This is a genomic window from Vulcanisaeta distributa JCM 11216 (assembly GCF_001315985.1).
Classification (GTDB): Archaea; Thermoproteota; Thermoprotei; order Thermoproteales; family Thermocladiaceae; genus Vulcanisaeta; species Vulcanisaeta distributa_E.
This window is the reverse complement of sequence record NZ_BBBI01000014.1, coordinates 1-16,997: the sequence shown is the minus strand read 5'-3', so window position 1 is coordinate 16,997 and position 16,997 is coordinate 1. Positions and strand designations below refer to the sequence as shown.

The 16,997-nt window shown below is 44.6% G+C and carries 23 protein-coding genes and 2 pseudogenes; 9 read left to right on the top strand and 16 right to left on the bottom strand.

Annotation, left to right across the window (positions count from 1 at the left end; all coding sequences use genetic code 11):
- Positions 1-169: 169 nt before the first annotated feature.
- From JCM11216_RS10635 to JCM11216_RS10615, 7 genes are all read right to left on the bottom strand, one after another.
- Positions 170-619, bottom strand: a complete 450-nt coding sequence (locus JCM11216_RS10635; protein ID WP_243676060.1) for a DUF998 domain-containing protein — start codon at positions 617-619, stop codon at positions 170-172.
- A 42-nt stretch (positions 620-661) separates the two neighbouring features.
- Positions 662-1,144: a M24 family metallopeptidase gene (locus JCM11216_RS19065; RefSeq protein WP_243676059.1), complete on the bottom strand. Its 483-nt coding sequence runs from the start codon at positions 1,142-1,144 to the stop codon at positions 662-664.
- A 114-nt stretch (positions 1,145-1,258) separates the two neighbouring features.
- Positions 1,259-1,453 (bottom strand): hypothetical protein, encoded by a 195-nt coding sequence (locus JCM11216_RS19060; RefSeq protein ID WP_243676058.1) that lies wholly within the window; start codon positions 1,451-1,453, stop codon positions 1,259-1,261.
- A 23-nt stretch (positions 1,454-1,476) separates the two neighbouring features.
- Complete coding sequence (locus JCM11216_RS19055) at positions 1,477-1,860, bottom strand: aminopeptidase P family N-terminal domain-containing protein (protein WP_243676057.1); 384 nt, start codon at positions 1,858-1,860, stop codon at positions 1,477-1,479.
- 42 nt (positions 1,861-1,902) lie between these two features.
- Entirely contained in the window at positions 1,903-2,352 is a 450-nt protein-coding gene (locus tag JCM11216_RS10625; protein ID WP_054854186.1) for a hypothetical protein, read from the bottom strand.
- Positions 2,353-2,484: 132 nt separating this feature from the next.
- Entirely contained in the window at positions 2,485-3,456 is a 972-nt protein-coding gene (locus JCM11216_RS10620) for a (Fe-S)-binding protein (protein ID WP_054854185.1), read from the bottom strand.
- Positions 3,457-3,540: 84 nt separating this feature from the next.
- On the bottom strand, positions 3,541-4,194 hold the full coding sequence (locus JCM11216_RS10615; protein ID WP_054854184.1) for a hypothetical protein: 654 nt from the start codon (positions 4,192-4,194) through the stop codon (positions 3,541-3,543).
- A 119-nt stretch (positions 4,195-4,313) separates the two neighbouring features.
- Between JCM11216_RS10615 and JCM11216_RS10610 the strand changes: the two genes are divergently transcribed.
- The 4 genes from JCM11216_RS10610 (at position 4,314) to JCM11216_RS10600 (ending at position 7,714) form a co-directional block, all read left to right on the top strand.
- Complete coding sequence (locus tag JCM11216_RS10610) at positions 4,314-4,739, top strand: translation initiation factor IF-2 subunit beta (RefSeq protein WP_054854183.1); 426 nt, start codon at positions 4,314-4,316, stop codon at positions 4,737-4,739.
- Between the two features lie 46 nt (positions 4,740-4,785).
- The gene (locus JCM11216_RS19050; RefSeq protein ID WP_243676056.1) at positions 4,786-5,790 is read left to right on the top strand and encodes a hypothetical protein; all 1,005 of its coding nucleotides are present in this window, start codon (positions 4,786-4,788) and stop codon (positions 5,788-5,790) included.
- A 44-nt stretch (positions 5,791-5,834) separates the two neighbouring features.
- Complete coding sequence (locus tag JCM11216_RS19045; RefSeq protein ID WP_243676055.1) at positions 5,835-6,491, top strand: hypothetical protein; 657 nt, start codon at positions 5,835-5,837, stop codon at positions 6,489-6,491.
- A 74-nt stretch (positions 6,492-6,565) separates the two neighbouring features.
- Positions 6,566-7,714: an MFS transporter gene (locus JCM11216_RS10600; protein WP_054854182.1), complete on the top strand. Its 1,149-nt coding sequence runs from the start codon at positions 6,566-6,568 to the stop codon at positions 7,712-7,714.
- On the opposite strand, the gene JCM11216_RS10595 is transcribed toward JCM11216_RS10600, so the two are convergent.
- Positions 7,704-8,153: a CBS domain-containing protein gene (locus JCM11216_RS10595; protein ID WP_243676054.1), complete on the bottom strand. Its 450-nt coding sequence runs from the start codon at positions 8,151-8,153 to the stop codon at positions 7,704-7,706. The two genes, JCM11216_RS10600 and JCM11216_RS10595, sit on opposite strands and share 11 nt — an antisense overlap.
- Positions 8,154-8,546: 393 nt before the next feature.
- On the opposite strand from JCM11216_RS10595, the gene JCM11216_RS10590 reads away from it, so the two are divergent.
- A complete protein-coding gene (locus JCM11216_RS10590; protein WP_054854180.1) occupies positions 8,547-9,002 on the top strand; it encodes a hypothetical protein in 456 nt (151 codons plus the stop codon).
- An 11-nt stretch (positions 9,003-9,013) separates the two neighbouring features.
- On the opposite strand, the gene JCM11216_RS10585 is transcribed toward JCM11216_RS10590, so the two are convergent.
- Positions 9,014-9,514, bottom strand: coding sequence for a hypothetical protein (locus JCM11216_RS10585; RefSeq protein ID WP_054854179.1), 501 nt, complete (start codon positions 9,512-9,514; stop codon positions 9,014-9,016).
- Between the two features lie 154 nt (positions 9,515-9,668).
- On the opposite strand from JCM11216_RS10585, the gene JCM11216_RS10580 reads away from it, so the two are divergent.
- Entirely contained in the window at positions 9,669-10,001 is a 333-nt protein-coding gene (locus tag JCM11216_RS10580; protein WP_243676053.1) for an AbrB/MazE/SpoVT family DNA-binding domain-containing protein, read from the top strand.
- An 82-nt stretch (positions 10,002-10,083) separates the two neighbouring features.
- Here the strand turns inward: JCM11216_RS10580 and JCM11216_RS10575 are convergent, their stop codons facing one another.
- The 3 genes and pseudogenes from JCM11216_RS10575 to JCM11216_RS10565 form a co-directional block, all read right to left on the bottom strand.
- Entirely contained in the window at positions 10,084-11,496 is a 1,413-nt protein-coding gene (locus JCM11216_RS10575; RefSeq protein WP_054854178.1) for an FAD-linked oxidase C-terminal domain-containing protein, read from the bottom strand.
- A 21-nt stretch (positions 11,497-11,517) separates the two neighbouring features.
- The gene (locus JCM11216_RS10570) at positions 11,518-11,832 is read right to left on the bottom strand and encodes a (Fe-S)-binding protein (RefSeq protein WP_054854210.1); all 315 of its coding nucleotides are present in this window, start codon (positions 11,830-11,832) and stop codon (positions 11,518-11,520) included.
- Positions 11,832-12,790: pseudogene (locus JCM11216_RS10565) on the bottom strand ((Fe-S)-binding protein). Before JCM11216_RS10565 ends, JCM11216_RS10570 begins: the two are co-directional and overlap by 1 nt.
- Before the next feature lie 56 nt (positions 12,791-12,846).
- On the opposite strand from JCM11216_RS10565, the gene JCM11216_RS10560 reads away from it, so the two are divergent.
- Positions 12,847-13,602: an acetoacetate decarboxylase family protein gene (locus JCM11216_RS10560; protein ID WP_054854177.1), complete on the top strand. Its 756-nt coding sequence runs from the start codon at positions 12,847-12,849 to the stop codon at positions 13,600-13,602.
- 437 nt (positions 13,603-14,039) lie between these two features.
- Here the strand turns inward: JCM11216_RS10560 and JCM11216_RS10550 are convergent, their stop codons facing one another.
- Positions 14,040-14,273 carry an AbrB/MazE/SpoVT family DNA-binding domain-containing protein gene (locus JCM11216_RS10550; RefSeq protein WP_054854176.1) on the bottom strand — a complete coding sequence of 78 codons (234 nt, stop codon included), beginning with the start codon at positions 14,271-14,273 and terminating at the stop codon, positions 14,040-14,042.
- Between the two features lie 157 nt (positions 14,274-14,430).
- Between JCM11216_RS10550 and JCM11216_RS10545 the strand changes: the two genes are divergently transcribed.
- Positions 14,431-14,685: a hypothetical protein gene (locus JCM11216_RS10545; RefSeq protein ID WP_054854175.1), complete on the top strand. Its 255-nt coding sequence runs from the start codon at positions 14,431-14,433 to the stop codon at positions 14,683-14,685.
- Here JCM11216_RS10545 and JCM11216_RS10540 read toward each other — a convergent pair.
- The 3 genes from JCM11216_RS10540 to JCM11216_RS10535 form a co-directional block, all read right to left on the bottom strand.
- A complete protein-coding gene (locus JCM11216_RS10540) occupies positions 14,682-14,915 on the bottom strand; it encodes a hypothetical protein (RefSeq protein ID WP_054854174.1) in 234 nt (77 codons plus the stop codon). The genes JCM11216_RS10545 and JCM11216_RS10540 overlap by 4 nt on opposite strands.
- A 65-nt stretch (positions 14,916-14,980) precedes the next feature.
- Entirely contained in the window at positions 14,981-15,190 is a 210-nt protein-coding gene (locus JCM11216_RS19040) for a hypothetical protein (RefSeq protein WP_243676052.1), read from the bottom strand.
- Entirely contained in the window at positions 15,156-16,409 is a 1,254-nt protein-coding gene (locus JCM11216_RS10535) for a lyase family protein (RefSeq protein WP_243676051.1), read from the bottom strand. The genes JCM11216_RS19040 and JCM11216_RS10535 overlap by 35 nt, the downstream gene beginning before the upstream one ends.
- Before the next feature lie 112 nt (positions 16,410-16,521).
- Here JCM11216_RS10535 and JCM11216_RS10530 point away from each other — a divergent pair.
- Positions 16,522-16,997 (top strand): annotated as a pseudogene (locus JCM11216_RS10530) (adenylosuccinate synthetase); the annotation flags it as partial.

Here is a 16,997-nt window from a genome sequence, read left to right as displayed (position 1 = left end):
ATTCTTACCTCCACTCTTCCAGTCCAGGTTTTGACATTTAATGATCACCTAATCACGTGCTTAATATCAAAATATGTCATTAGGGCTACCCATAGGTCTATCACCACTATTCCATAGGCCTCTTCAGTGGCTGCCGATGGCCATGGGACGATTAACGCTATTACTGGCGCTATGACGCGAGAAGCAACGAAAACAACCCAAGTCTCCTATCCTTGGCCATTAATGAGCCAATGCCCCCCCACGTGATTAATGCCATATCCATCTGAGTGAAGAACCAGGTTGATACGAAAACATGCGGCCTAGTCCCCCCCTCGTGGTAAATCCCTATCAATGCCAGGAATAACCCTGCAATGAACACGAAGGCTGAGGCGAAATCCTCAACCTTATTCCTCGATACCAGTAATAGATTTATTGAGTATAGGTCGACGAATACTGACGTTATTATTAATCCATAGTTATAAATCCAGGGGGGGTCGGTTGCGTATGGCCCACCCAAATCACTGAAGGCGTTTTTGGTGAATATGAACCAGGGATTAACGCTAATGCTAATTGCTATGAATAACCAGGCAAGCACTGCAGCGATAATGCCCGTGTATGTTAGGAATTGCTTAGCACCCACAGTATCAATAGTAATTAATAATAGGCTTATATGCTTAATGGGTTAGATCTCGACTACCAATGACTCGGTATCCCTCGGGTAATACGTTATTACCTCGACGTAATCCTCGTGAATAACCACGGTATCCGAGTGCCTAAACCCACCAAGGCCATTTATGTATATGCCTGGCTCAACCGTAACAACCATGCCCGGCTTAAGTATGGTTTCATCACCAACATCAAGGAACGGCGCCTCATGACCCTCAAGCCCCAGTCCATGCCCACTATGGTGCAGTAAGTGCTCGATCACGCCAAGCTCCTTGGCGGTCTTTATAACGGCCCTATCAACGTCAGAAGCCTTGACCCCCCCAGGCCTCAGAACATTTAACGCTGCATCCTGAAGCTTAAGTGCTATTTCGTGGAACTTAACCACGTCATTACTTGGTTTACCAACGAAGAGATTCCTTTCAAGTTCAGCCATGTAACCACCAACGTCCGCCGTGGCGCCCGTCACCAAGACATCACCAACCTTGATAGGCCTCTCCACACTTATTGAGTGCGGGTAAGCACCATGCTCACCGACCTGGCCCCCTAAAACCTGCGTAGGCTGGGTACTCAGACCTCAAAGGCTTATACCCAGGGCCCAAGGCCTTCTTCATCATTATGGAGGCGTCAAGTGAAGCCTTAGTGAGATCTCGTAGTCATACATGCCAGGTGCCGTGTAGTCCTGAAGCAGTGAGTGGGCGAGGTTCGCCCACTTGGCACTCTCCCTGAGCAACTCGATCTCAGCATCACTCTTTATTAATCTCATGGAGTAAATATCATCCGATATATTCACGAATTTGGCATTAGGCAATAAATCAGTTAGACTTGGCCCCCTTATAGCCCCCAGTAACTTACGTAACCTGGTGATGAATCATAACCAATGGTCGAACTATCCAGGTGTAATTCCCTGAGCCAGTCAGCGAATAGGCGTATTGGGTGCACCTCGCCTGGGTAATCCCTATACGTGTATATCTTGCTCACGAGCCTCGTCTGGCTCAACACATGGTCTTTCTCAAGGAGCGGCACGAAGAGGTAAATATCGCCATTCCTACGTATGACAACGGCGGCCGGCCTCTCCGTCTGTAGGTAGTAGAATCCTATGAAGTAGGCAATGTTTATTGGATTAACTATGTACGCAGCCTCCAATTTCTTCTCATCCATAACCCCATGAAGTAGGTTTAGTCTTCTCTCGAATTCCCTGGTTGGTACGGTATACATTTATCTTATTGATGCCCTGGGCCATTTTAATGAATTACCCGCCTAACCGAATAGGTTAACCTCAGGGACATTCTCCGCGGTGGCCTTTTCGCTAAGCACGTCATTACTAATCTCAATCACATACTTAAGCCTCGCGGTATAAACGACGTTATTACCCTCCTCACCAGTTGGTGCCAGTGGTATCTCACCGGTAACCCGGGCATAACCCTTCTCCTCATTACCCCCCCTCATCAACTTCCAAACCATGTTAACGCTGTACTTACCACCAACATCCTTAACATCCCAAACTCTCTCGCCGGGTGTCAGGCCGTAGTCCGTGGAGAAGGACTTAACCAACTGCATGAAGCTCGTGCCTGAGTCGTCAAGAGGCACGGATAGGCCAGCCTCCCTGGGCCACCTCTCGAGCCTCTTCTTCCTTGCATCCTCGTTGGCAGACTTACTTATTTTTATTGGTACCTCCAGGTCCCTCTCATACACTGGTGTGAAGCTCATTAAAAACTACGTAGTGAAGGCCAGAATAAAAACACTTTCTTGGACGGAAATCAGCTAACACCTTACTCGTCATTGGTCTGGACAGCCATCGCGTCATCACTGGTTATTGTTTTAAACACGTATTATTTAAAACTACTCCACCTCGAGGACCTCATTAATATCGAGGACCTGAACCGCGCCCTCCGCGTTCCTACCTAGGTTTGCTAGGCATATTGGGCATACTGTTACTACGGTCTTTGATAGCATTGATAAGTGGTTGAGCCTAATTTTAGCGATCTTTCTCGATAATTCCGGACTAAGTGACTCAAGTGGTCCTCCGCAGCATGTTGACGCTTCCCTCCCAGTTATCATGGGTGACTCTACGTGCTTAATACCTGCATTATCAAGTATTGATCTGTAAACATCGTACTTACCGAGGTACCTGGCGTATAGGCATGAGTCGTGGATGACCACATCACCACTTACTTTAGGTCTAACCTTAATATTCTTTATCAGGTCCAAGTAACTCACAACCTCGAAATCAAGCTTGAAGTAGTTTGGCGCAACATTTACTAACACGTTATGAGTATGGGGGGGATCAATTGTTATGACTCTCTTAATTCCGTACTTCCTGAAAGTCTTAAGTACCGTGTTCTCGAAATATTCCAGGAACGCATCCTCAGCACCAATTTCATGAAGTAGTGCGCCGCTGTATGGTTCGTCCTCATAGAGGAAGCCGAAGTTAATACCAGCCTTCATTAAGGCCTTGGCTATATTCCTGACTATGCCATTAGCCCTGTCAATATCGGACTTGTCGGGCTTTATCACGAGGCCCGCGAATTTAGATAGTACACCGCCCAGGCCAACCCTTGATACCGCACTCGCCAGGGTACTCAATGATGAGCCCCCCCTGACCTTCTCGATCCATGGCACTAACTCGTTAATCATGGGCGCCATTTGGTATAGGCATGAGGTGTAGATTATTGTGCTACCGCCCCCCCTGGGTATGTTAAGGTCCTTTGCCCACTCGCTGCAGTAGGCCTTGTCCATTGGTATTGGTAGACCATTAGCATTAAGGCTACCCCCCCTCATTATCTCGATTAATGACTTGACCCAACTTTCCAAAAAGACCCACCAGGAATGTGGATTATTAACGTCTATTTAAGCATTAATTACAATTTATTGCAACACATAATGATTAATAATTAATCATTTCCCTTTAATGTAGATGTTTACCCTGGTCTTATTTATAACGGCATCGAGGTTACAATCACACTTAAGTAGCACTTTCATTAGTCCAAGTAGATAACCTCTGGTAAATGGCAAGCCAGCATCAAGATCGAAGGGTTCTAATAATGATATGCTGACTGAATACCCATTCTTATCGGAATTCATGACTATGTCTTCAATACCTCTCACGAGGTTCATAACCACGAGCATGTTTATCGCCGTTTCAAGCACCTTATTCATTGCGGCGTTTGATGGTATCTCATACTTAGTCCTAAGCATTGTACTTGCCATTGACAGACCCATTTCATAGCCAAGCTTCGTTAGAAAGGCATGAATCTCACCACCACTCTGAACCATATGCATTAGTATGCTCCTGAGTATCTCCTTGTCAAAACCCACCAACTCCATTGGCGCCTCGTGGCTCGCCCAAATGTCGTAGATTCCGTTAATGCTCTTAAGCTTATCAAGGGCGCTTATTGGTAGGGAGTCACTAAGTCTCATGGCTATTACCCTCTCGGTCTCCGAGGGTATGGATACGAAGACCCACTCGATGCTTGCATAGTCCTTAATAACGCCGGTTATTTCGTGAAGCATTCCACGCCTATTGGCGGTCTTAATCACGAGTAAGGTCATTAATGATTTATTAAAACACAGAGACTTTAAACCAGACTGATCGTGGACTCAATAAACTATTTAATTAATGTATCGCGAGGTAAGAATTTATTAAGGTAATAGTTTTCCTCAATGTAGGTATGTCCAGCGAGGTTAATTATGATGAGCTTTACATGAAGTTGCTGGATAAGGCATATACATTGATAACGCCAAGAATCCAGAGAAGACAGGAAATACCTAAGTTAAACATTCAGGTTCAGCCCAAGAAGACCATTATCCAAAACTTTAGGGAAGTGGCTCAGAGACTTAATAGGGACCCAACTCACATAGCCAGGTTCTTCCTCAAGGAATTAGCGTTGCCAGGTAACATCGAGGGTAACACCCTTGTCCTATACGCAGAGAGGAGTCCGAGGACCCTTGAGGCCGTTTATGAGAGGTACATTAAGTTCTACGTTGAGTGCCCAGTGTGTCACTCAATAGATACCTACCTTGAGAGGGACGGCAGGATATACGTACTCGTGTGTACCGCCTGTGGTGCGAGGACTCCAAGGAAGGGTATTAGCTAACTTTCAATTTCTCTGTTAAAGTACTTGTAATCAATAGTTTATATTGATGAAGAAGGGTTTTTATTTACTACAGGTATGCAGTAGGTCTGTGTCATTTGGTGGATACCCAATCGTTTTAACGGGTGAAATCGCAACAATGAGTGATACGCATGGGTCATCCGTTGTTGGGTTCGCAAGTGCAATACCGGAGAACTACTTCAGGGATTGGATCGCCCGTAGGTTCTTCAGAGTCAAGAGTGATAGAAATGGCAGGGTTTTTAGGGCGCCTTATGGCTTAGCTAAGGTTGAGGCTGCGCTGCTTGCCCATGGATATACTAGGAATGATGTTATTATTGCTGATCCTTATAAACTCGATAAGGTTATTGGACCAAATACGCGTATAATTGGCATTTACGCAATGGACCCACTGGGGGGGTTAAGCTACGGTTCCGGGATCCTTTACTGGATCTTAAAACTTGCGGATCTACCATACAGGGGCCTACCCTATATTGCGAAATCCTTCTTTCAAGTAATTAATCATCCAGCCATTAAGAAACATAGAAATCACGTAAAGATCGTTGTCGGCGGCCCCCCCGCCGGTTGGCAAATTATTGATACTGGTAAGCAGGGTGAGCTCGGTATTGATATCGTTTATGAAGGTGAGTTTGAGGAGGATGGGCCTCAATTATTTGACAAGTTAATGAAGGGTGAGTTCGTTCCAAATAGGGTTGTGGCACATAGGCCAGTGCCTGTGGACATGGTCCCAACTATCGTGACCCCCCCATCCATTGGCGGTATGGTTGAGGTCACAAGGGGGGGTTGTGGTAGGGGGGGTTGTCAATTCTGCACACCAACGCTTAGCGGCATGATTAGGTCATTCCCATTCGAGGGCCACATTGACAAGGAAATTAAGCTAAACATTGAGGTTGGTGGCTTCAAGGAAATAACACTCCATAGTGAGGAGTTCTTTAGATATGGCGCGAAGGGCATTGAGCCGAACCCTGACAAGGTCCTAGACCTCACCAAGAAGGCCTATAAGCTCGTTAAGCCTACGGAGATGATTATGAAATAACCACGGACTTCACCACGGCGGCTGTTGTTAAGTACGCACCTAAGATGGTTAAGGAGGTCTCGGAATACATGAATGAGGGCGGCACCTGGCACTTCATTGAAATGGGCATTGAGACAGGGTCACCTAGACTACTGAGGATGTTAATGGCTGGTAAGGCATTGCCGTACAGACCTGAGCAGTACCCAGACGTTGTTGAGGAGGCCATTGGGATACTCAATGATAACCACTGGGTGGTTGTCGGCACAATGATCCTCAACCTGCCGGGTGAGACCGATGACGATGTTATAAAGAGTCTCGAATTACTCGATAGGTTGAAGAAGCTTAGGGTTCTCACGTTCCCACTACCCTTCATACCAATGGGTGCGCTTAGGAGGAGGGACTTCACGGTACTGGATAAGTTACTTGATGATCCACTTAGGCGCGAGTTCATTCTTAAGGCGTTCATAAAGTCATTTGAGGAGGCGAAGTCATTTAGTGACTTAATAACCAGGAAGGTTGAGAACTTCATTGTTAAGAGACTCATTAAGTACATAGCCGTTAGTAGCTTCAACCTAGTGCTTAAGAGGTATAAGGAGAAGCTTGGTTCGTTATTTGAGCAGTACGGCGAATTCAGGGAGAGAATTAGGGAGGAGTTGAACAAGGCCGTTATATCAGTAAAGATAGATAGGGATTTCGATGAGCAGGGCAATAACGTATCATAAAATGCCCATCCCCCCCTTGCTTTAATTATTAATAATTAGAAACCTTGATAAGGGGGTTTTAATAAAGATTTCACGTGGGAGTTAATAATAGGCCCATTGAGGAATTAGACGCCTTAGTTATCAAGAGGGCCTATTATGTACTTGGTATTAGTATAGCTGGCCTATCATTAGTAATGATTAATTGGCTAGGTCTATCAGTCATGATGTATGACATAATGACGATAAAGAAGATAGCACTTAATGCCGTATATTATGTGGTTCCCATGGCCACGGCAATGATCGGCTTCGCGGCAACGCAGTTACCGGCCACATTCCTATTCAGTAGGCTTGGTAATAGGATCTCCATGTTCCTAGGTTTATTATTCAATGGCATATCCCTCGTATTCTCAACCACCAATAGCTATTATACAGCCCTATTCCTCAGATTCCTGGCGGGCATGGGGGGGCTTGGTCTGTACCTAATGCCGTCACTACTATTAATACTTGGTTGGTGGAGCATCAGGGGGGGATTAACCAGGTGGGTCCAGGTCGTCTATTTATCGTCAATAACAATACTCATGTTACTCTCATCGCTAATGAGCATATGGTTAACACAGAGCGTGGCAGTATACCTGGGCTTGGTATCCATAGCCCTCGCAATCCTCGTACTGCTCACAATGAAGGACGCGGTAATAATTAAGAGTGTCTCAATAATGGCGGTAATGAATAACCCAGATGTGCTGATGTTGTCCATAGCCTTCTCAATACCCTGGGGGGGTACATACCTAGGCATGCTTCCCCCCCTTACTCTTAATGTAAGTAATTACCTAGGTATTGTCGAATTAACGATACCGCTAGCCCTAACGCCATTGTTCTACAGGTTCAGACATTCGTTAAGGATTGAGAGACGCAGGGTATTGCTTTACTTAACCATGGCCCTAGGCGTGGTTGTAATACCGATGGGGGGGTTAACCAAGGTCCAATTATTCATTCCAGTGATCATAGGTTTCATATTCACGGTGATCCTGCTCCTAACGCTATACCTTGTACATGACCTAGTCAGCCCAATACTAATTGCACAATCCACCAGCTACCTATTCACAGTATCATCAATAATAGGCTCAATAGTGAGCATGTTCATGGGATACGTAATACAGTACCTAGGTATACTTGGTTGGGTAATTACTGGGATTTTAATAATGACCTCATCACTTATTTATAGAATACTAAAGATCACTCTCTAACCTTCGGGTACCTATCAAGCCTCGCAACCTCCCTAACAGCCTCCAAGTCACCCAATAAATCCCTAATGGAGATGACGCCGACCACCACATCATTCTCATCAACAACAATCACATGCCTAACCCTGTAATTAACCATTAGGGAGGCGACAGTGCTTATGGAATCATCAACCCTAGCCCTAACAACCCTGGGACCCATAGTCCCAACCTTACCAACAGGAGTATCAAGCGGGAGCCTATTGGCCAAGGCCCTAATAACATCACGCTCAGTTATTATACCACGCAACTTCATACTATTCAAATCCTCAACCACAACCACAGAGCCAGTATTCTCCTTAGCCATCAAATCCACAGCCTCAATAAACGGCCTATCCTCAGTAATAACCAGGGGGGGTCTTTTTCTAACGAGATCAATCGCCTTCATGCTACCACTAGAAACCAATTAAGTTAACTAATTAATAAGCATTATTACAGGTCTATGTATATTATGCATTATATACGTAAAGCTCCATCCAAATTTTTACATAGTATAGATAAATATTTATATGAATAATTAAGTAATTAACATAGAAACCCAAGGCTTATAAGGACCGGCCAGTCAGTGACCTAAATGATGAGTAGGGACCTCGCCGTTCAGATAAATGACGAGTTTGCCGAGTGCTGAATAATCATTATTGAGTAATTCTTTCAGCTTATCAACACCTATCTATTCCCCATACTCTATCCCTAAAGAATATTCTTTACAAATTGAAATAATAAAATAGAAAATAAGAAACAAAGTATATCAAAATACTACAGAGACAATATTTAAAAACATTAAATATAGTCTATTATTATGACGAGGAAAGCCCTAGCACTAGTACTACCCGCGTTAATACTACTGGTAGTATTAATGGCAGGAACAACAATGGCAATGCAGGTAACAAAGATAAAGCCAGACACACCAGGCGTAACAATAATAAAGGAAGTAACAACACTAAAACTAAAAGTATTACCATTCAGCCACAGAATAGACCCAACATTACCACCTAACACAGGTGTATTAATAGGTCCATTTACATTAAATTCAGGGCAAGAACTAGGAATCTATGTAGTATGGTCACCATCTTCCGCAACACTACTAATTGGCATATTAAATGCCCAAACAAGTACTGGTTACGGTGCTTATGCGACAGGAGGCTCTGCTGCCTATGTTTTTAATCCAGGACCTGGATCTTGGTACGCAGTAGTTTTTAATGAAAGCCCATATACTGTTAGTGCAACAATTTATATCTTTATAATATCGCAATGACACCTTAAATGTCATTTAGCGGCGTCAATACTAGTAAAATTATTCTCTATAAGGTCATTATTGTTTATATATTCAACATTGTATTTATAACTAATAATATTATTTGTATTATTGATGCACGAATATACAAAAATATTGTCGTTATTCAGTTTTGTAATATTACACTTCAAAAAAGATAACGATGATCCATTGGTTTTCTTATATGTATCAATATAACTACTTAAAAATATAATAGATATAGACATTGTAACCATTATGGCTAACGCAATTAATAGTATCATTATTTTATTATTAAACGCTTTATGTCTTTCAATACTTCTACGACTTATATTATTTTCTTTTATTTTTTCGTCTTTTATTAGTATTTTGTTTAGGTTTACTTTGTCTATTGTTCCTATGTAGTGCCAGGTATTCCCGTGCTTAATGTACACGTAGTTTCCTGCCTTTATTACCACTGTCCCTGGTCTTCCGCATCTTGGGCATACTCCTGTGCCTATTGCCTTACTTGCCATTTTTGTTCTTTTTCAATCCCTAATTTAAATTCCTTACCTCTCCTTTTATCGTGAAACTACTATTACCACCGAGCATGTTGGTGCTTTTTCAATTCTGGTTCTCGGTAGTTTCACGAGGCATTGCTTAAGTGTGGTAGTGCTGTGAAACTGATCGGTGATAGGCGTGGCCAGTAGGGTGGCTGTACGTAGGAGGGTGAGGAGGTTTGATGTGACGGCGTTACCACTCGTGGTTAGGGTTTATATTAATAACCAGGTCTTGTTGCCAGCCAGTTTGGTTAAGGCTCTGGGTATTACGCAATTGAAATTCGCGGACATAGAAATTGAGTATAAGGGCTTCGTGATTAAGTTGAGTAATGTTAGATTGTTGAGGACTAGACATACGAACTCTAGGCAATTCACGATACCGAGGCGTATCAGGGAATTATATGGTGTTGGTCCTGGCGATGTTGTTAAGGTATTGTCCATAAGGCCCTCCAATGTAGGCTAGTAACTATCCTGGGATTATATGTAAAATTAAACCTAATAATTCTGTAAACCCCCCCATAAGGTGCTTCATGTAGTTGATTTAACTAGTCGAAGATCTTACCTGGGTTGAATATTCCGTATGGATCGAAGGCTCTCTTAATATTTCTCATTAATTCGATAACCAAGTCACTACGACCATTATTCCTACTACCTATTGCCCCCCCCTTTAACAACTCCTTCTTCTGTGTCCCAATACCGTGCTCCGCACTGACCGTACCATTAAGCCTTATGGCGAGGCTACCAACGTCCTCAAAAAACCTCATTATCCTTTCAACCTCATCCTTATCAGAACGCCTAGCCCAAACCGCTGGATGTAGATTACCATCGCCAATATGCCCACCAAGCATCATCTTAACGCCGTGCTTCTTACTTAGTTCCTGGAGTTCCCTGACGGCCTCGGGCAACTTGCTCATTGGTACTGCAATATCCTCAATGAGGAGGAAGGCGTCCATGCCGTAATCACCAAAGGCAGCCTTTAACTGGGCGGAGTACAGCATCTTCCTTGGCTCCAGCAACTTTGAGAAGTCCTGCCATGTTAATGCCTTGCCGATAATCTCACCACCATTTAATGCAATGGCATTACTGAGCTTCGTCAATACCCCTTGCTCACTACCTGCGTAGGTATCAACCCCCCCAATCCACAGATAGTACCTAGGCTCTAAACTGAGTAATTGCGCCGTCTTATCATCAACGAACTCCGTAACCATGGGCCACAACCTATCTCTCCTAACCTTAATCACCGCATTGACCAGGGATTCCGCGTTGCCGAACCTAGCCATTATACCCACGAAGGATTCCGGCAGTGGTGCTAATCTTAATGTCGCCTCGGTGATTACGCCTAGTGTGCCTTCAGACCCAATAAATAGCTGGACTAGGTTATAGCCCTCGCGACACTTGACCGTCCTACAACCAACCCTGACAACATCGCCCGTGCCAATCACAGCCTCAAGGCCAAGAACCCAATGAGATGCTGGGCCATACTTAGCACCACGCATCCCACCACCGCCATTACTGATTACGCCACCCACGGTCGCGGTCTTAGACGATGCCGGGTCAACGGGCCACTGAAGTCCGTAACCCATCAACTCCAGGTTTAACTCATCAACCTTAATGCCGGGTTGAACCCTCGCGTACCAATCGATGTCTGAGACCTCGATTATCGAGTTCATCCTCTCCAGGGAGACGATTACCGTATTCTCAAGCTTCGGCGTTGCATTACCGGATAGGCTTGTTGATGAGCCGACGGGCACGATCTTAAAGCCGTGGTCGATGGCGAGCTTGACGACCTTAACCACCTCATCAACACTCACAGGCTGAACAACAGCCATTGGTTTAACACCAACCTCCGAGGACGCATCATGACTATATAGAGCCAGTATATGCGGCTCAGTGAATAGCCTATCCTTAAACACGGCCTCAAGCTCCCTAATCACATCACCCCCCCTACCCTGGGACATGCCTATCACCTCGAATCACCACTACTTAAGTATTGTCTCAAGGATAATTGCCTTGAAACCATGTATTACATCCGCAATCCTAATACCCGCCGGGCACTGGGTATCGCAGGCCGCGCAGTGTAGGCAGGTCATTATTGGGTTAATAACGTCACTATTAAGTCCCACGTCCTTACCCTGCCCAAAACCATTCTCTATCAACGCCTTAATGAGGTTGATCCTGCCCCTGGGTCCATAGGCCCTACTGCGTAGGGCATTGAATGTTGGGCATGGGAACTCACAAAAGCCGCAATACATGCATTTTTTAACTTCCTCGTGAATCTCCTTAATGCTCATCATCACCCACTCACCTCAATGACCTCGGCAATGTCATAGAGATTAACCTCAACACCACTTAGTTTAACACCCCTCCTAAGGTTCACGTAACAGATCGGGCATTGAACAACCACGTTCCTAGAGAGCCTAGCCAACTCCCTAACCCTATTGCTAGCAACTTTACCAGCTATCTCGGGGGGGTACGTCGACTCAATAGGCCCACCGCAGCAGTGCGATGTGTCCCTACCAGTTATTACCGGGTCTTCTCTAACATCAGCCTTACCCCCCTAAGTAAGCCCCCCCTAATCAGGTCATACTTATTCAAGTACCTGGCGTATAGGCATGAGTCATGGATCGTAAACTCACCAACCCTAACCCTAACCCTGCCCGGGTCCAGATAGTCCAGGTAACTCCTAACCTTAATATTAAACTCAGGCACGTACTTGGGATAAAGCCTCTCGAGCGTGTACTGGGTGTGTGGGTCAATGGTTATTACCTCACTCACGTTATTATCCCTAAAGACCTTATAGACGCTTCTCGCGTAATCCGCAAACTCATTAACAAAGCCAAGCTCATAAAGCAATGCACCGCTGTAGGGTTCGTTATCCAGTACCCTAAATCTAACGCCCAGGGCCCTGAGCATGCCGTAGATACTCCTAACCACCCTATTGGCTCTATCAAGCTCCTCATCACCAGGCCTAAGCAGCGCCTTACCAAGGACCCTCGCGCCAATGGCCGTCAACCTAGCCAATGCACCACCCTTAGTAACACCAAACCTCTCAAGCTCAGCCACAGCCCTCTCAATGACTGGGGCCAGTTGGTAAAGGCATGAGGTATAGAGTATGGTGTTACCATCACTATCGAAGGATAGACCCTCCCTCCACTTAGTACAAATTGACTTATCAACAGGGAACGGAAGCCACGAATCCCTAAGACTACTAGTAACAACATCCCTCAAAGCCCTAAACCAATCAAGAGACACAAAGCAAAATCAACAAGCAACACTATTAAATATTAATACTAAGGCATAATAAATTGATGAATAGGGACAGAGTAAAGGGTAGACTTCCCATTAAGGGCCTCTGGTCAATGCCAGGTAATACACCCCTCTTTGCGAAACTACCTCAGTACTTCCCTGATGCCGAGGTTTTGCAGGTATTCTTTGAGGCTGATCCTGAGGGTGCGGCTGAGGTTGTCCCTGAGGACCTTGAGGTCCCAGTACCTACCGAGGCTGTGATCACGTTTTTTAAATTCCCATTTAGTACCCTTGGGCCTTATAATGAGTTTGCAGTGGACATTAAGGTGCTTCTTGATGGTCAGGAGAAGTACTATACGGCTTATAACTACGTTAATAGTGACGTTGGTTTGGCCGCAGGCAGGGAGATATGGGGGGGCGTACCTAAAAAATTCGCGGTCCTTGATATTAAGAGGAGCTTTGACTTGGTCTATGGATTCCTAGAGAGACCTGAGGGTTTGAGACTGGTCACTGCCGTTATTAGGCCTGAGGAGCCCGCTAAGATTGAACCACTGCCAATCACTAGACTCGCCCTTAAGGTTATTCCACCAGCTGGTGATGGTGCCGAGCCATTGATTCAATTAGTCGATAGGTATAGGCATAGGTTGACCCCGAAGAGCGTTTGGACTGGTCCTTGCACCCTGGTGTTTAATAATAGGAGTGATATTGACCCACTCTATAGGTTGGGGGGGCCAAGGAGAGTCATTAGGTGTGTTTATGGGACTTTTGATTATATACTTGATTTTGGCAGAGTCGTTAAGGACTACAGTAGGCGTTAAATGTTTAATGCTTTAGTAATTGAAAATAAATATTAAACAAATTCTTATTTACATGTTTACGACTTAAGTTTATGATATAGATTTAGTAATTCCTCATCAAACGTAATTAACGGCAGGTTTAACCTCAATGCCGTACTCAGCATTAATAAGTTGTTGAAATCATCGTAATGCTCAACGTAATCCTTATAACTAATAGCGAAGTAGATGTCCTGTATATTATTTTTCAACAACCTTAATCTTAGGATCTCGTAAAATCTCGCCTATAACGCTTAGGTTAATTTTATGCCTAATAAAGAAATAACCTAACTCTATAAGTGAGATTGTTGGTACGTAAGCTTCGCTTAGGGAATTCCATGTATTTACCGCTTTATCGTGATTTACATCATCCTCTAAAATTACGGCAATAATTTACGTTCGTATCAACTACGAAACTCATACTATCCCTTCTCGATTACCTCTCTTATGGTTTCCTCAACATACCTCCAATCTATCCTTTTTCCCAACCTAATCCTTATCTCCGTAATACTCCTTCTCCTTGGTTCAAGGATTATTCGATCACCTTCAAGCCTAACTATGAGTATATCCCCCCCAACTCTTAATCCAAGCTTTTTCCTAATGGCCGCCGGTATCGTTATTTGGTAATTCCTAGTTATTTTTGTTTCCTCGATCATAGTAGATCTAGTAACTAGATTTATTAAAGCAGGAATTTTTAATCTTACTAAGTAATTAAATCTTACAACGCTATGCATGAGCGTAAGATGCTGTGGCGGGTAATTTACGATTAATGGGAATAACTTATATTAATTAGTTATTTCTGCTTCTTCATTAGTGCCTAGTAGGGCTTTGGTTAGGCTCGTGGAGGATTTGCGTGACTCAGGGTTTAGGGGGGGTGTGGTTAGGGCTTACTATGTCAGGGGGGGCAGCCTTAGTTCGTTGAGCATCGAGTTCATTATCTATAGGAGACCGAGTGCGGTTAGGAGGTTTTGGGTTAAGTTGAGGAGGGCTATTGAGGCTGTGCCGTCGATGATAATTGCCGTGGTCATAGGCTTCGTCCTGGCATTAATAATGAGGTGGTTCGTTTAATACTGTAGTGTCCTCTTTAGGAAACTTATTACTGTGCCTAGCCTCACGTAATTTAGGCATTTGCTCTCTATTATTTCATAATCATCACTTAATAGGATTAACCGCATGCAATCATCATCGCTCTTAATCATCAATCTAAATGTACGCTCATCATCCACTATCACCATGTCTAACTCCCTCACGGTAATGCCCATCAACCTCCTCCTCAATTCATACTTATTGCTCTGCACATAACCATGTTCATTAACGGCTTTAATTATTGCTGAGTTATTTTAATTAAACACGTTAAGCAATATTACTGTTCCAGGAATCCGAGGGACTTCATCGTATTTACCTCATAATTTACCCTGGACTTAACTACCTCCAGCACGTATTTACAATGACTCACGCAGTTCATGACCAACTCCCTGGCATAACCAATGTATTTACCTGGGCTCAGTGCACGCAGGGCATCATCATTAACACCCAATTCACCCAGCGCTCTTCCATAATCCTCCGCGTTCATTCTGGACCCCCCTGAATATTGCTAGCGCCCTTTCATAGGCGTCGGCCATGCCCAATGCCCTAAGCCTAACCTGGATAGCCTCACTGAGCACCTCCCAGTGATCATTTAAATCCCTGCTTATGGCGCCCTCATCAACGTCGACGCTACTCAACACCGCATTCAGTCTCCTTACCCCAAGGATCACGTGACCAATACCAAGCCCAATATTCCTCTTAATGGTTGAGTCGCTCAAATCCCTCTGAAGCCTACTCACCTGGATATGCCTACTTATCTCCAGGAGTATTGAGGAACCAAGCTTCAGATTACCCTCGGCATTCTCTAGGTCCACTGGATTGACCTTGTGAGGCATTGTGGATGAGCCTATTGGTTTACCACGGACATGTACGTAACCGAGCATGTTGTACATCCACAGGTCCTGGGCCAGGTTAATGAGTGCCTGGGACATTAGTCCAGTGGACGTTAGCAAGTGAGCCACTGAGTCGGGTGGTAATATTTGGGTTGTGACTATGGCTGGTTCGAAGCCAAGTTCCCTAACGAACCTGCTCAACTCATCAATCCAATCAATGTCCCTGCTAATCATTGAGAAGCTCGCCATTGAGCCGGTGGCCCCCCCTGAAACCTTACCCTGCAACTTAATGTCAGTGATCACACCGAGCCAGTAGGTTAACCTGCAGGCGTGGTATGCAATCTCCTTACCAAGGGTTGTTGGCGTTGCTGGCTTTCCATGAGTCCTCCCAAGCATTGGTAGGTCGGCGTACTTTTCCATAAGGTTCATCAATACATTCAATAACATGACCAACTCAGGCATTAAGTATCTATAAATGGCAATCCTAATGAGGACCCCAAGGGCTAGATTATTCACATCCTCAGAGGTCAAGCCTAAATGCGCCAAGTGCGTAATATTGCCGAGACCTACGTCGCTCAATTTCTCCCTTAATAAGTACTCAACAGCCTTTACATCATGACCAAGCCTATCTTCCATCTCCTTAAACAGTGTATAGTCATTATCACTAAAACTCAATGATAAAAGCCTCCTCCTCTCCTCATCGCCAAGGGGGGGCTTCAGTAAGCCTACCCTGCTCAATACATTAACTATAAAGTCTAGGTATAGAATCTCGACCCTCAGTCTATACTTAACGAATGCCCTCTCGGAAACCGCAGCCGCGTAATCCCTTAATTCATCGTAGTACCTATCATCCAGCGGTGATATGTAACCCACGGTGCTTATTCGTACTGTTATTTAAAAAACTTATTTAACAATGATGACTTGTATTACACCTGCCTATTGGGGGGGCAATATTTAAATAAGTGTTAATATCATATGTTAAAAAGTGCCGCTAACGGTTGTTGTTGGTGGATGGTTTGGCGATGAGGGTAAGGGCAAGGTAGTGTCCTACCTAGGTCTTGCGGATAAACCGGGCATTTGCGTTAGGACGGGCTCCATAAATGCCGGCCACACGGTTAATTACAATGGGAGGACTTGGAAGCTTAGGATATTACCCTCATGCTTCATTAGTGAAACAACGAAACTCATGATAGCGCCAGGCGCGTTGCTTAAGATTGATGTTTTGTTCAGGGAGATCGAGGAGACAGGCAGTAGGGGGGGTAGGGTTTGGGGTTGACGCTAATGCAGGCGTTATTGAGGATAGGCACGTGGAGAGTGAGAGGAGTAACGAGTACTTGATGAAGGTCATTGGTTCAACGGGTCAGGGCGTGGGTGCGGCAATGGTTGATAGGATACTGAGGGTTCTAAAGACTGCCAAGGACTTCCCCGAGCTCAGGACATCATATACTGACGTTAGTAGGG

What these genes read in the sequence shown, in the direction of transcription:
- JCM11216_RS10585 (WP_054854179.1), bottom strand. Translation starts at nt 9,514, where the DNA reads ATGGCAAGTAAGGCAATAGGCACAGGAGTATGCCCAAGATGCGGAAGA.
- JCM11216_RS10615 (WP_054854184.1), bottom strand. Translation starts at nt 4,194, where the DNA reads ATGACCTTACTCGTGATTAAGACCGCCAATAGGCGTGGAATGCTTCAC.
- JCM11216_RS10570 (WP_054854210.1), bottom strand. Translation starts at nt 11,832, where the DNA reads ATGATGAGCATTAAGGAGATTCACGAGGAAGTTAAAAAATGCATGTAT.
- JCM11216_RS10575 (WP_054854178.1), bottom strand. Translation starts at nt 11,496, where the DNA reads ATGTCCCAGGGTAGGGGGGGTGATGTGATTAGGGAGCTTGAGGCCGTG.
- JCM11216_RS19045 (WP_243676055.1), top strand. Translation starts at nt 5,835, where the DNA reads ATGGTTAAGGAGGTCTCGGAATACATGAATGAGGGCGGCACCTGGCAC.
- JCM11216_RS19050 (WP_243676056.1), top strand. Translation starts at nt 4,786, where the DNA reads ATGAAGAAGGGTTTTTATTTACTACAGGTATGCAGTAGGTCTGTGTCA.
- JCM11216_RS10625 (WP_054854186.1), bottom strand. Translation starts at nt 2,352, where the DNA reads ATGAGCTTCACACCAGTGTATGAGAGGGACCTGGAGGTACCAATAAAA.
- JCM11216_RS10550 (WP_054854176.1), bottom strand. Translation starts at nt 14,273, where the DNA reads ATGATCGAGGAAACAAAAATAACTAGGAATTACCAAATAACGATACCG.
- JCM11216_RS19055 (WP_243676057.1), bottom strand. Translation starts at nt 1,860, where the DNA reads ATGTATACCGTACCAACCAGGGAATTCGAGAGAAGACTAAACCTACTT.
- JCM11216_RS19040 (WP_243676052.1), bottom strand. Translation starts at nt 15,190, where the DNA reads ATGAACGCGGAGGATTATGGAAGAGCGCTGGGTGAATTGGGTGTTAAT.
- JCM11216_RS10560 (WP_054854177.1), top strand. Translation starts at nt 12,847, where the DNA reads ATGAATAGGGACAGAGTAAAGGGTAGACTTCCCATTAAGGGCCTCTGG.
- JCM11216_RS10590 (WP_054854180.1), top strand. Translation starts at nt 8,547, where the DNA reads ATGACGAGGAAAGCCCTAGCACTAGTACTACCCGCGTTAATACTACTG.
- JCM11216_RS10610 (WP_054854183.1), top strand. Translation starts at nt 4,314, where the DNA reads ATGTCCAGCGAGGTTAATTATGATGAGCTTTACATGAAGTTGCTGGAT.